At 55.0% G+C, this 13319-nt stretch carries 9 protein-coding genes; 6 read left to right on the top strand and 3 right to left on the bottom strand.

Translation table 11 applies throughout. From position 1 onward, the window contains the following. Positions 1-100 precede the first annotated feature (100 nt). A complete protein-coding gene (locus GVJ63_RS19650; RefSeq protein WP_159227262.1) occupies positions 101-1051 on the bottom strand; it encodes a sulfonate ABC transporter substrate-binding protein in 951 nt (316 codons plus the stop codon). Positions 1052-1146: 95 nt separating this feature from the next. Further along, positions 1147-3036 carry a sigma-54-dependent Fis family transcriptional regulator gene (locus GVJ63_RS19645; RefSeq protein WP_060678742.1) on the bottom strand — a complete coding sequence of 630 codons (1890 nt, stop codon included), beginning with the start codon at positions 3034-3036 and terminating at the stop codon, positions 1147-1149. A 274-nt stretch (positions 3037-3310) separates the two neighbouring features. Here GVJ63_RS19645 and ssuD point away from each other — a divergent pair, with 274 nt between their 5' ends. From ssuD to GVJ63_RS19620, 5 genes are all read left to right on the top strand, one after another. Continuing rightward, on the top strand, positions 3311-4483 hold the full coding sequence (gene ssuD, locus GVJ63_RS19640) for an FMNH2-dependent alkanesulfonate monooxygenase (RefSeq protein ID WP_010257094.1): 1173 nt from the start codon (positions 3311-3313) through the stop codon (positions 4481-4483). Between the two features lie 19 nt (positions 4484-4502). Next, a complete protein-coding gene (locus GVJ63_RS19635; RefSeq protein WP_159227261.1) occupies positions 4503-5915 on the top strand; it encodes an FAD/NAD(P)-binding protein in 1413 nt (470 codons plus the stop codon). Between the two features lie 68 nt (positions 5916-5983). Beyond that, on the top strand, positions 5984-7393 hold the full coding sequence (locus GVJ63_RS19630; protein WP_159227260.1) for an LLM class flavin-dependent oxidoreductase: 1410 nt from the start codon (positions 5984-5986) through the stop codon (positions 7391-7393). A 358-nt stretch (positions 7394-7751) separates the two neighbouring features. Beyond that, positions 7752-9212, top strand: coding sequence for an MFS transporter (locus tag GVJ63_RS19625; RefSeq protein ID WP_159227259.1), 1461 nt, complete (start codon positions 7752-7754; stop codon positions 9210-9212). Continuing rightward, entirely contained in the window at positions 9205-10422 is a 1218-nt protein-coding gene (locus GVJ63_RS19620; protein WP_159227258.1) for a monooxygenase, read from the top strand. Before GVJ63_RS19625 ends, GVJ63_RS19620 begins: the two co-directional genes overlap by 8 nt. Before the next feature lie 295 nt (positions 10423-10717). Here GVJ63_RS19620 and GVJ63_RS19615 read toward each other — a convergent pair whose 3' ends face one another. Continuing rightward, a complete protein-coding gene (locus GVJ63_RS19615) occupies positions 10718-11188 on the bottom strand; it encodes an SgcJ/EcaC family oxidoreductase (RefSeq protein WP_033770116.1) in 471 nt (156 codons plus the stop codon). A gap of 932 nt (positions 11189-12120) precedes the next feature. On the opposite strand from GVJ63_RS19615, the gene GVJ63_RS19610 reads away from it, so the two are divergent. After that, a complete protein-coding gene (locus GVJ63_RS19610) occupies positions 12121-13158 on the top strand; it encodes a tyrosine-type recombinase/integrase (RefSeq protein WP_022624268.1) in 1038 nt (345 codons plus the stop codon). Positions 13159-13319: the final 161 nt, after the last annotated feature.

Raw genomic sequence — 13319 nt, 5'->3', positions numbered from 1 at the left:
AACACGTCACGCTAATCCGCCTGCACTTGATTAACTCCAGGCGATGACGTTATCAGCCGTCAGGCGAAGGTTCCGCTAATCAGCCGCCGCCCGCCTCCCCCTATTTCTTATCCAGCGACCAGGTTGCACTGCGGATATCGACCTTCACTGGTAACAGACCAATCTGGGTAAACTTATCGGCCAGAGCCTGCTGCTGCGTGAAGACTTCAGGTGTCATCCGCTCAGCCCCGAACGGCATCCTTGCCAGCGCCCGTTGCCAGATCGGCTGCGGCAGACCGGTTGAGGTGGACATGATTTTTGCCGCCTCTTCCTGATGTTGATTGGCCCAGGTACTTAGCGACCCAAGCTCATCCACCACCTGGCTGGCGATTTGCGGCCAGGTTTCCGCAAACTTACGGCTGGCAAGATAGAAGGTGTAGTGTGGCACCAGGCCTTCGGCATTTTTAATCAGCAGCGCGTGGGCGTTGGTTTCAACTTCTGCGTAGTAAGGATCCCAGATTACCCAGGCATCCACTGCACCGCGCTGGAAAGCGGCACGCGCATCCGCGGGTGGCAGATAGACCGGTGTAATGTCTTTATAGCTCAGCCCCGCCTGTTCCAGCGCAGTGACCAGCAGATAGTTAACGTCAGAGCCTTTATTCAGCGCCACGCGTTTGCCTTTGAGATCCGCCACGCTTTTAATGGGGGAGTCGGCGGGCACCACAATCGCCTCAGTTTTGGGGTTGGCGGGAGAATGTGCCAGATAAACCAGATCGGCCTGTGCGGCCTGAGCAAAAGTCGGTGGCGCGTCGCCGGTTGCGGCCAGATCGATACTGCCGATGTTCAGGCCTTCCAGCATCTGCGGCCCGGCCGGGAACTCAATCCAGTGAACCGCAATCCCCTGTTTCTTAAATTCCTGATCCAGCGTGCCGCGATATTTCAGCAGGGCGAAGATATTGGCTTTCTGAAAACCAATGTTAACTGTTTCGGGCTTCTCTGCTGCAGCCTGGGTGTTGAACGCTAATCCCGCCTGGGCGGCAATAATTAATGCGCTAAGCAAAACTCTTTTCATCTCTCATTCCTGAGTCTGGTTGTTGTCAGCGCAACATAACAAACGCAGGTTGAAGCGCTTAGCGATCAAATGTTCGATGCTTAGCGAAAAAAACGCTATGGATGCCAGACCGACTCACGTACCCGAATGGCGCGACTCAATAGCCCCAGTGCATAGAAGCGGTCAGCGATGGTCTGCTGTTCCCGGATGATGGCTAAGTTCATGCGCTGGGTCTGGTGGCTGCGCCGCGCTAAGGCATGCATCAATGAAGGCGCTGATATCCCGAGTTCGGTGGAGAGCAACGCAGCGGCTTCAGCACGGTGTGCATCGATGTAGCGGCCAGTCTGCTCCAGCGCGGTGAGCAGAACCTGCAGCAGATCGCCCGACTGCGCGGCGAACCCGCGTTCGGCAAGGTAAAACTGATGATTATTGACCCGGCCGGTGCCATCAGCGATCACCCTGAACTGTCCGCTGTTCTCTGCATCGCTGAGCAGCGGATCCCACATCATCCAGGCATCCACTGCGTTGAGATCGCTGGGCGTCAGCGGATATTTGGGCGGTGCATAGACGATGCGCACATCATCCAGCCCTAAACCCGCTTCATCCAGAATCTGCAGCAGCAGATAGTGAACGTTGGAACCACGATTTACGGCGATGCGTTTTCCTCTGAGATCGCCAATCTGCTGAACCGGGCTGCTGTTCGGTACCAGCAGTGCCACGCTCTGCGGCGCAGCGGGTTCCCAGGCAACATAAACCATCGGGCTGTTGCTGGCCTGCGCAAACAAGGGGGGAACTTCACCGGTCGTCCCGAAATCGATCTCCTGTTGGTTCAGCGCATGCAGAAGCTGCGGACCCGCAGGAAACTCACTCCACAGCACGCTGACGCCTCTATCGGCCAGCTGCTGTTCCAGTGACTGGCGCGCTTTCAGGATGCCGAGGTTGCCAAATTTCTGATAACCGATGCGTAGTTCCCGCTCCCGTTCGGGCTGCTGATTCAGAGAAGTGTCGCGCTGACGCAGTGAAGTGCGGCGCGGTTTAATCACCCCCAGATGGCCCAGTTGGGTGCGCAGCGTATGACGACTGATGCCAAGCAGCGCGGCGGCCTGCAGTTGATTGCCCTGAGTGAGTTCCAGCGCATTCTTTATCAGCGCCTCAATCACCCGGGGATAGAGCGGTGTTTCGCTCTGCTGCATCTGCTGCCGTAAAAACTGATCCAGCGCCTCCTCTCCCGGTGGTAACTCGCTACCCGTGAGGTTATTCAGCCGGAGCTGCTGCGGCGTGACCAGCGAGGTTTTGCTGAGCAGGACGGCATTATGCAGGGTGTTCTCCAGCTCGCGAATGTTGCCCGGCCAGCTGTAGTCCATCAGCGTGGCGACAGCATCTTCACTGAGACGTAACTGAGGTCGGCCCAGACGGCGCGCATAGAGCTGCAGGAAGTGAGTGGCCAGCACCGGGATATCTTCGCATCGCTGGCGCAGCGGCGGCAGCGTGACGCTGGCCACATTCAGCCGGTAGTAGAGATCTTCCCGGAAGCGCCGTTCACGAATCGCCACCGCCAGGTCGCGGTTGGTGGCCGCAATGACCCGCACATTGACCTTTACAGCCCGGGAGGAACCCACACGGGTAATCTCGCGCTCCTGCAGCACGCGCAGCAGCTTCACCTGCAGCGACGCACTCAGTTCACCGACTTCATCCAGCAGCAGCGTCCCGCCCTCTGCCGCCTCAAACCAGCCGCGATGCCGATCCTGTGCGCCGGTAAATGCCCCTTTCTCATGACCAAAGAGCTCCGACTCCGCCAGACTCTCAGTGAGGGCACCGCAGTTGACCGCCAGAAATGGCTGTCTGCTGCGGGCGCTGTGATGATGCAGATAGCGCGCCATCACCTCTTTGCCGGTGCCGGTTTCACCAATGATCAGCACCGTCGCGTCGGTAGGCGCAAGCTGATCCAGCACGCTTTTAAAGGCGCGCGATGCGGGGTCAATCAACTCAGGGCTGGTAATTTGCATCTCATTTACCGGGTTAACTGGAAAGCCATGACCATACCGCGTGGCTAACGCGGAAACGAGAGGCTAACCGGACCGGATTGTTGCCAATGCAGCAGGCTGTAACTTTACCTGTCGCAAATGCAGCAATATGCATCAAGCGAAATTATGAATATATCGTTGAATTAATGAGATAAATATTAAGTAGCAGACTGGCACGCATCCTGCTAACAGCTATATAACTAAAGAATTTATGCCTATGTATTAAATTCAAATATCGTTATAAAGGAATCTGCTAATGAGTCATGCGACACAGGAAAACCTCAACCTCTTCTGGTTTCTGCCCACCCATGGCGATGGGCGCTATCTTGGCACCACCGAAGGCGGCAGAGCAGTCGATTTACCCTATTTACAGCAGGTTGCGCTGGCGGCAGATAATCTGGGCTACTACGGTGTATTAATCCCGACCGGTAAGAGCTGTGAGGATTCCTGGCTGGTCGCCTCTGCGCTGGCACCGATCACCAAAAAGCTGCGCTATTTAGTGGCCGTGCGTCCTGGTCTGCAACCGCCAAGCCTGGCGGCGCGTATGGCGGCTACGCTGGATCGGCTTTCTGGCGGACGGTTATTGATTAACGTGGTCACGGGTGGCGATCCGGTTGAGAACAAAGGTGACGGCATCTTTCTGAGTCATGAAGAGCGCTATCAGGTGACCAGAGAGTTTCTTGAGGTCTACTCCCGCCTGCTGAAAGGCGAGAAGGTCGATTTTTCGGGTGATCACATCCGCGTGGAAGGCGCTGAGATCCTCTTTCCGCCGGTGCAGGAAAATGGCCCACCGCTCTATTTTGGTGGCTCGTCTGATGCCGCTATCGACGTTGCGGCGAATCAGATCGACACTTATCTGACGTGGGGCGAGCCGGTTGAACAGGTGGCGGAAAAACTGGCGGTGGTTCGTCAGCGGGCGCAGGAGAGTGGCCGTAGCCTCTCCTACGGCATCCGGCTGCATGTCATTGTCCGTGAAACCGAAGAGGAAGCCTGGGCGGCGGCCGATCGGCTGATTTCTCATCTGGATGAAGAGACCATTGCCGCCGCGCAGAAGATCTTTGCCCGCATGGACTCAGCCGGACAGGCGCGGATGAGCGCGCTGCATCAGGGCTCGCGAGACAGCCTGCGCATTGGCCCCAATCTCTGGGCAGGCGTCGGCCTGGTGCGCGGCGGTGCGGGTACTGCGCTGGTGGGGAGTCCGCAGCAGGTAGCCGATCGCATCCGGGAGTATCAGGCGCTGGGGATCGAGAACTTTATTTTCTCCGGCTATCCGCACCTTGAAGAGGCGCACCGCTTCGCTGAACTGGTGATGCCGCTGTTACCGCTGGCTGCAAACGCCGAAAAGAGACAGCGCAGCGTGAACACCGGTCCTTTTGGTGAAACCATTGGCGGCGACCGTCGTCCTGATAAACAGGCCAGCGCCAGTTAACAGAAGAGAAGGTTCGCTTATGTCACAGCAGCAGATAGTCATTATCGGTGGTGGTTTTACCGGCACCGCGCTGGCGATCCATCTGGCCCGGGCTGGCCAGGCAGGGTTGCATGTGACGGTGATTGAACCACGAGCGCAGCTTGCTCAGGGTGTGGCATACGGCACCACCGATCCGGCCCACCGCATCAATGTGCCAGCCGCCAGAATGCAGCTTGCTGGGGATGAGGAGGGCATATTTGACCGCGACTATCGCGCATCGCCCGCCTTTCAGGCCGACCCGGAGGCGTTGTGGCGTGACGGCAATGTCTACCCGCAACGCGGGGAGTTTAGTCGCTGGGTCAATGCGCAGTTTGTGCATCAGCAGCAGCATTCGCCGGTAAAACTTAGTCATCTGCGTGATAGCGCGGTTGCGCTGCAGCATGGTGTAGTGACCACAGCCTCAGGGCAGAAGATCCGGGCCGATCAGGTGGTGCTGGCCATCAGCCATCCACCGCCGGACCTGCCTGCGCTGCTGAAGCCCTTACAGGGGCATCCGGGGTTGATTGCCAATCCCTGGCAGAATGGCGCGCTGGCACAGGTCGCACCTGACGATCGGGTAGCGATTATCGGTTCAGGGCTGACCATGTCCGATGTGGTGGCATCGCTGCATCGCCAGCAGCATCGCGGAGAGATTACCGCCTTCTCACGCCGTGGACAGCTGCCGCGAGCCAACCTGAGCGGCAGCGATGAGAGCTACACCCTGGATTACAGTCAGCCACAGCCCGCCAGCGCACGTGGCTGGTTACATCGGGTGCGTCAGGAGGTAAAACAGGCAGCCGCGTTAAATCTCCCCTGGCAGCTGGTGCTGGATGATATCCGCCGTAACGGCCAGCGTATCTGGCAGAGCCTTTCACTGCATGAGCAGCAGCGTTTTCTGCACCATCTACGCCCCTGGTGGGATGTTCACCGCTACCGGATTGCCCCGCAGGTAAGCCAGATACTCAACCAGCAGCAGGCGAGCGGTCAGTTGTCACTGCTGGCGGCGCGTCTGATGGGCGCGGAAGCGGTGGGAAACAATCTTCAGCTGACGCTGCGCCGGCGTGGAGCGCAATCAGAAATCCGGGTGGTGGAAAAAGTGATTGTCACCACCGGGCCAGCGCACAACGCACTGCTTAAAAGTAACGCGCTGCTGCGCCAGCTCCACGGCGACGGCGTGATTCAGCCCGACCCGCTGGCGCTGGGCATCCAGGTGAACGCGCTGTCACAGACGCTGAATGCGCAGGGTGATGCCAATCCTCATCTCTATGTAGCCGGGCCTGCCGCGCGTGGTCGCTTTGGCGAACTCATGGGATTACCGCAGGTTGCAGAACATGCTGAGTCCGTAGCACGGCAGCTACTCTCCACTACGCCGCTGCCCCTCAGCGAGCGATGTCCCGGCTCACTCATCTACTGAATCACCCTTCCGGAACAATCACTAAAAGGTGGGCGGCAAGCGATTGCCGCATCCGCCCAGGAGTCGCTATGTCATCGCAACGTGAAATTCGCCTGAATGCTTTCGATATGAACTGTGTCGGTCATCAATCGCCCGGCTTATGGGCGCATCCCCGGGATCGTTCCTGGCAGTACAAAGATCTGGAGTACTGGACCGACTTAGCACGCCTGCTGGAGCGCGGCAGGTTTGATGGACTGTTTATTGCTGATGTGCTTGGGGTCTACGACGTGCTCAATGGCAATAACCAGGCCGCGATTCGGCACGCCACGCAGGTGCCGGTAAACGATCCGCTGGCGTTAATCACGCCGATGGCGCTGGTGACGGAACATCTGGGCTTTGGCCTGACCGCCTCACTGTCGTTTGAACACCCCTACCCGTTTGCGCGGCGGATCTCGACGCTGGATCATCTGACCAAAGGCCGCATTGGCTGGAATATTGTAACCTCCTATCTGGAAAGCGGTGCGCGTAATATTGGACATCAGGCCCAGACCGATCACGATGCGCGCTACCACTATGCCGATGAATATCTGCAGGTTATCTATAAGCTGCTGGAGGGAAGCTGGGAAGATGGCGCGGTCCTGCGCGATCGTGAACGTCATATTTTCAGCGACCCGAATAAAATCCATCCGATAAATCATCAGGGTAAATTCTTCCAGGTGCCCGGCATCCATCTGTGTGAACCTTCGCCGCAGCTCACGCCGGTACTATATCAGGCGGGCGCCTCCAGCCGCGGTAAAGCGTTTGCGGCGGAGCATGCCGAATGCGTGTTCGTGGCGGCACCTTCGAAAGTTCTGCTGAAGAAAACCGTGACGGATATTCGCCGGAGAGCCGCTGAAGCGGGACGCGATCCCCGCTCCATACTGATCTTCAACCTGCAGACAGTCATTGTGGGTGAAACCGACCTGGCGGCGCAGGCCAAATGGCAGGAGTACAAACGCTATGTCAGTTACGAAGGCGCGCTGGCGCTGATCTCAGGCTGGACCGGCATTGATTTCGGGCAGTATCAGCCGGATCAGGTACTGAAACATCTGCACACCAATGCGATTCAGTCGGCGGTTGAGACATTCTCCACTGCCGATCCCAACCGCCAGTGGACGGTACAGGGCCTGGCAGACTGGGTGGGCATTGGCGGATTTGGTCCGCTGCTGGTGGGCAGCGCTGAAACGGTGGCCGATGAGCTGCAAAGCTGGGTCGAAGAGACAGACGTCGATGGTTTTAACCTCGCCTACGCCGTAACGCACGAAACCTTTACTGACGTGGTGGAACTGCTGGTGCCGGAACTGCAAAAGCGTGGCGTCTACAAGCAGGAGTATCAGCCCGGTACGCTGCGTGAAAAGTTATTTGGCCAGGGGCCACGGCTGGCGTTGCCGCATCCGGGTGCCGGTTATCGCCGGAGTGCTGATGTGGAACAGCGAGCAGCAAGGGTGGAAGTTTCATAACAGAGACGGCTGGCTGTCCGGCATGAATAACCGGCGCATAGCAAAGTGCAAAGAGATAAGAGTACGTCTTGTCGCCGGTTGATGACAGGCATTACCGGACCGGTCATTGCTGTTAACCGTTGCTAAACAGGTCTGCCATATACTGCTGAAACTTCACCCGTTTCAGCAGTATAAAAAACAACATTTCGCTGAACGCTACCGGATGAATTTTATATTTCATGCGGGGTCTGGTGTGGGTGAGATATAACCATATCTTATTGAATTAATTATAATAGTTATCTGATTTTGTTGGTTGTTAACTATGCCAGTAATTCATATAAAACCCTCGCTACCTGCTGAATATAATAACGAGGATACGATGAGTACATTAGAAATTGACAACACCTTAACTGCGCCACCGCCTCACTCTCAACCGGTTCGATCGGTGAGTGATGTGGCCCGGCTGATCAACAGTAACACCGAGAAAAACAGATATGCGCGCTGGATTGTTTTCCTGGCGCTGGGCGGCGTGTTTCTTGATGCCTACGATCTCACTACCCTCTCCTACGGCATCGATGATGTGGTGAAGGAGTTTGGTTTAACCCCGGTACTCACGGGCCTGGTGACGTCGTCAATCATGATCGGCACCATTGTGGGTAATCTGGTCGGCGGCTGGCTGACCGATAAATATGGCCGTTACTCAGTGTTTATGGCGGACATGCTGTTTTTTGTCGTCTCCGCCATTGCGGCAGGTCTGGCTCCCAACGTCTGGGTGTTGATTGGTGCCCGCTTTCTGATGGGCGTCGGCGTCGGGATCGATCTGCCGGTTGCCATGGCCTATCTGGCAGAATTCTCTAAGTTCTCCGGCAAGGGCAATAAAGCATCGCGCCTCGCAGCCTGGTGCCCGATGTGGTATGCCGCTTCGTCTGCCTGCTTCTTTATTATTTTTGCACTCTATTTCCTGCTGCCCGCCGAACATATCGACTGGCTGTGGCGCGCCTCGCTGCTGTTTGGCGCCGTACCGGCGCTACTGATTATTGCGGTGCGCAGTAAGTTTATGAATGAGTCACCGCTGTGGGCGGCGAATCAGGGCGACCTGAGCGGTGCGGTGCGTATTCTGCGTGACTCTTACGGCATTGTTGCGCATGAGGAGCCGCCCGCTAAAACCGATGCGGTGAAAGCGAAGCCGAAAGTGCGTTTCCGCGTACTGTTTCAGAAGCCTTATCTGGAGCGCACGGTCGTCAGTGCGGTGATGAACGTCTGTATTTCATTTGAATACACCGCCATCGCTTTCTTCCTGCCCTCTATCCTGGCGCAATTTCTCGGCGCGGGCGTATTTGAAACTATCTCTGCCTCGCTGGGACTGAATGCGTTGTTCGCCTTTACCGGCGGGCTGTTGGGGATGCGACTGGCGTGGAAATTTCCCTCACGGCATGTCGCAATCGCCGGATTTGCGCTGCAGTTTATCGCGCTGATTTCGCTGGCATTGATTGGTCATCCCCAGGCGACAGCTGGCGTGGTGTTTGCGGTGCTGATGCTGGGTTTGTGGCTCTTTGCAGAGGGATTCGGACCCGGCGCGCAGTTGATGATCTATCCGGCGCTCTCCTACCCGACCCACATACGCGCCACCGGTGTCGGCTTTAGTCGTTCGCTCTCCGGTGTGGGCAGCGCGCTGGCGCTGTTTATTCTGCCAATTTTGCAGGCGCGTTACGGCACCAATATGTTCTGGATTGTCTCACTGGCCGCCCTTATCCCGATTATTTTCCTGTTAATCATTCGTTTTGAACCGACACGACAGGACATCGATGAACAACCCGACTCAGGAGAGGATCATGTCTGAATTAAATCGCACCGAATTTGCCGAACTGGTTCAGCATTTCAGGCCGCTGTTCGCCCGCATCGCTGAGGGGGCAAGTGCCCGTGAAACCGAACGCACACTGTTGCATGAGCCGATCAGCTGGCTGAAAGCGGCGCGCTTCGGCACCCTGCGTATCCCTAAAGAAGAAGGCGGCTTTGGGGTTTCGCTGCCGCAGTTATTTGCTCTGCTGACCGAACTGGCTGAGGCAGATTCCAACCTGCCACAGGCGCTGCGTGCGCACTTCGCATTTATCGAGGATCGCCTGAACCAGCCAGCCAGTGAGGATCGGCGTCGCTGGTTCCGCCGCTTTGTGGACGGTGAGCTGGTGGGCAGCGGCTGGAGCGAGATCGGCGCGGTTAAGCTGGGTGAGGTCAACACTCAGGTTTCTCCCGATGAGGGGGGATGGCGGATCAGCGGTGAGAAGTTCTACAGCACCGGCACGCTCTATGCAGACTGGATTGATGTCTATGCTCAGCGCGCAGATAACGGTCGTGACGTGATTGCCCTGGTGAACACCCACCAGAATGAGGTGGAGCGCGATGATGACTGGGATGGCTTCGGGCAGCGACTGACCGGCAGTGGTACGACGCGCTTTCATCAGGCCCGGGTTGAACTGCCACATGTCTATGATTTCAGTGAGCGTTTCCGCTATCAGACGGCATTCTATCAGCATGTCTTACTGGCCACGCTGGCGGGCATCGGGCGGGCGGTGGTGCGCGATGCTGCTCAGGGCGTGGCGCAGCGTAAGCGTATTTACAGCCACGGTAATGCGCCGCAGGTGAAGCAGGATGTTCAGGTGTTGCAGGTGGTCGGTCAGATAAGCAGCTGGGCATGGGCAGCCGAAGCCGCCGTCGACCGGGCGACGCACTCGTTGCAGCGGGCATTTGAGCTGCAACTGAGTGGCGCAGATGAGGCACAGCTTCATGCGGCAAATGTGCTGGCCGAAGTAGAGTCCGCTCAGGCACAGGCGGTGGCCGTTGAGCTGGTGACGCGTGCGGCAACAGAATTCTTCAATGCGCTGGGTGCATCTGATACCCGAGTCAGCAAGGCACTCGACCGCCACTGGCGTAATGCACGAACGGTGTCGTCGCACAATCCGGTGATCTACAAGCTACGTAACGTGGGTGACTGGGAGGTGAACGGCACCGATCCGACCTTCATCTGGCAGATAGGCAATGGAAATGGCGTATAAAATCGCTATTTCATGGGCAGATATTTGCGTTTGGGAATTGATCAGCCTGCAATGGAAGCACCAAACCGACAGGTTTCATTTTATTCGGATGGGAAACTGACACTGGCCATTTAATAGTACTTATACTGTCCGTGATACAGGAAAGAGAAACGCTAAATGCGAAGATTATTAATTGCCATTTCTTAAGTATGAGCCAGGCGTTATTATCTTCAAGCCCGAACGTTTATTTTCGCGCAAAGGGAAAAGAGCCAGCATCACATCATGACGCTGGCTTTTTTTCATCAGTGCGTCTGTTTTAAGGCTTGCTTACAGGCTCTGGCATAGCTGAAGAGTGATGAGTTGAGATTTTCCAGCCCTTACCATCCCAGACATAAGTGAAAGTGTAACGTGCTGTGACGTGCGTGTTATCTTTAAAAGTAAATGTATAAACGCCGGTATCAATCGCTTTATTACAACCGATTCTGATAGTCCGGGAATCGATTTTACCGCTCGGCCCTTTTTTCAGGAAATCTTTAAAATAATCGATACGTTCCTGATCGGTCAGACGTACCTGATTTGAAATGGTCGGCAGCAAAACGGCATCGCTGACATATAATTCAGAGACTTTTGTTGCATCACCGGTTGCCAGAGAGTCATTCCAGGCGTCAAACAGGTTGGCTACATCCTGCTCTGAGGCTCTGACACAGGTCACGGACTGTTGTGCCTGCGTAACAACTGGGGCGCAGGAAAGACCTAAAAGACACAGCGATAATAACGTTTTTTTCATGAAAACATCCTCATATTTACCCTGGGTGAAGCCGACGTTCTGTGCGTTCTTCCAGACGCCGCCATAAAATGTGTATAACTCGTTAATACGTTTTAATCCTGCTGATCAGCCAGAATAAGACCGCTGCGATAAATACATTAGCCGCTTTATTCGATTAAAAAGCTGATGCATATACTTATCGACGCTTTTGATATGCAGGGGAACAAGATAGATGAAAGGAAGTGCTGTCTGGTATTTAAATCGGCGATAAGCTGGTATTTAGTTTTTTGTTCTGAGGGTTAATGCCTGGGTCTCTTTTGGTAGCGTAAATGACATGTCGCCTGTTCAGAGCTATGAACGTAATATCGGGAAGTTGTGTTTAATTTATGTGCTCTATAAAACTTTCAAAGGGTATTTCCTGTGAGCAGTGTTATATGGAACCTTTTTATGAGTCATTAATTTAACTGACTAACTAATTAATGTCGTCTGCCATTTTTCAACATCTCTATTTTGATGCTCCTGCTCATTATTGCGCTGGAAAAATAAAGCATCGTGATGCGCTGATTTATTTAAATAATGATTAAACCGTTCATACCCTGGTTTAAACGCGCCTTAGTTTGAGACATTTTTTTGCATCGTGGTTTCACTTGAACAACTCGCAGTGAGTTACGTTCAGCTATCGATAAAGCGTGTGACCTATACCTTCCCTGACTGACTGCGATGAGCGTCAATCCGTTAAAAGCCAGACGGGATCGGTTACGCCACACTAACTTCGTATAATTGTTCTTATACGAAGTCATGACATAGGGATGGTGCCGGGTTAAGATGGATAGCAGTAAAGTTCGCCCTGAAAATGACAACGCTACGTAAATTCTGACCGGTTATCCCCCTGCTTAGTTCTCAGAATTAACGTAGCGAGATCATCGGCGTCTTTGGTTGATAAGTGAGCAAATATGAGTGAGTTAGTGCCGTTAACCCCTCTGACGGTTGACCGGAATAGCGATATCACCGAGCGGCTCCGGCAGTTCGTTCAGGATAAAGAGGCTTTCTCACCTAACACCTGGCGACAGCTGCTTAGCGTAATGCGAATCTGCAATCGCTGGTCGGAAGATAACCAGCGCAGCTTCCTGCCGATGAGCGCAGACGATTTGCGTGACTATCTCTCTTTTCTGGCTGAAAGCGGCCGGGCCTCCTCAACCGTCACTTCACACGCGGCGTTAATTTCGATGTTACACCGTAACGCCGAATTGCCGGTGCCCAATGTCTCTCCGCTGGTTTTCCGGACGATGAAGAAGATAAACCGTGTGGCGGTGATCAACGGTGAGCGGGCAGGCCAGGCCGTGCCCTTCAGGCTGAGTGACCTGCTGGCGCTGGATAAAGAATGGTCAGGTTCTGATAACCTTCAGGCGCTTCGCGATCTGGCTTTTTTACATGTGGCTTATGCAACGCTATTGCGTATCAGTGAACTGTCGCGTTTGAGGGTGCGGGATGTGATGCGTGCCGGTGATGGTCGCATCATTCTGGATGTGGCATGGACAAAAACTATTGTGCAGACCGGCGGATTGATTAAGGCGCTCAGCGCCCGTTCAACTCAACGACTGGAAGAGTGGATTGAAGCGTCAGGGCTATCCAGCCAGCCTGATGCCTGGCTGTTTACTGCAGTACATCGGTCTGGCCGGCCACTGATTGCCGAAAAGCCGATGAGCACAAGGGCACTGGAACAGATTTTTAGCCGGGCATGGCGCACTGCCGGAAAAGAGGGCGCAGTAAAGGCCAACAAAAATCGCTACACCGGCTGGAGTGGCCACAGCGCCAGGGTAGGAGCTGCGCAGGATATGGCAGATAAAGGTTATCCGATTGCCAGGATCATGCAGGAAGGCACGTGGAAAAAACCAGAAACACTGATGCGCTATATTCGCCATGTGGATGCACACAAAGGTGCCATGGTGGAGTTTATGGAGCAATATGGTGACCCTGATTATCCTGGCTGATGGCTCCTGAAATGAGAATAAAGCCCTTATTCAGGCTGAAGTTATCCACAGAAAAAGTGGACAGCCTGTGTGTAAGCCGGTACGGATTATCGCTGCGGCGGGCATCCATAGCGTTCATCCGGCTGATTTAATTGATTTATTCTTACTGCCATACCGCATGC

It is taken from the genome of Pantoea sp. 18059, from assembly GCF_902706165.1.
Taxonomy (GTDB): Bacteria; Pseudomonadota; Gammaproteobacteria; order Enterobacterales; family Enterobacteriaceae; genus Pantoea; species Pantoea agglomerans.
Note: the sequence above shows the minus strand (reverse complement) of the source record. Positions and strands in the feature narration are given on the sequence as shown.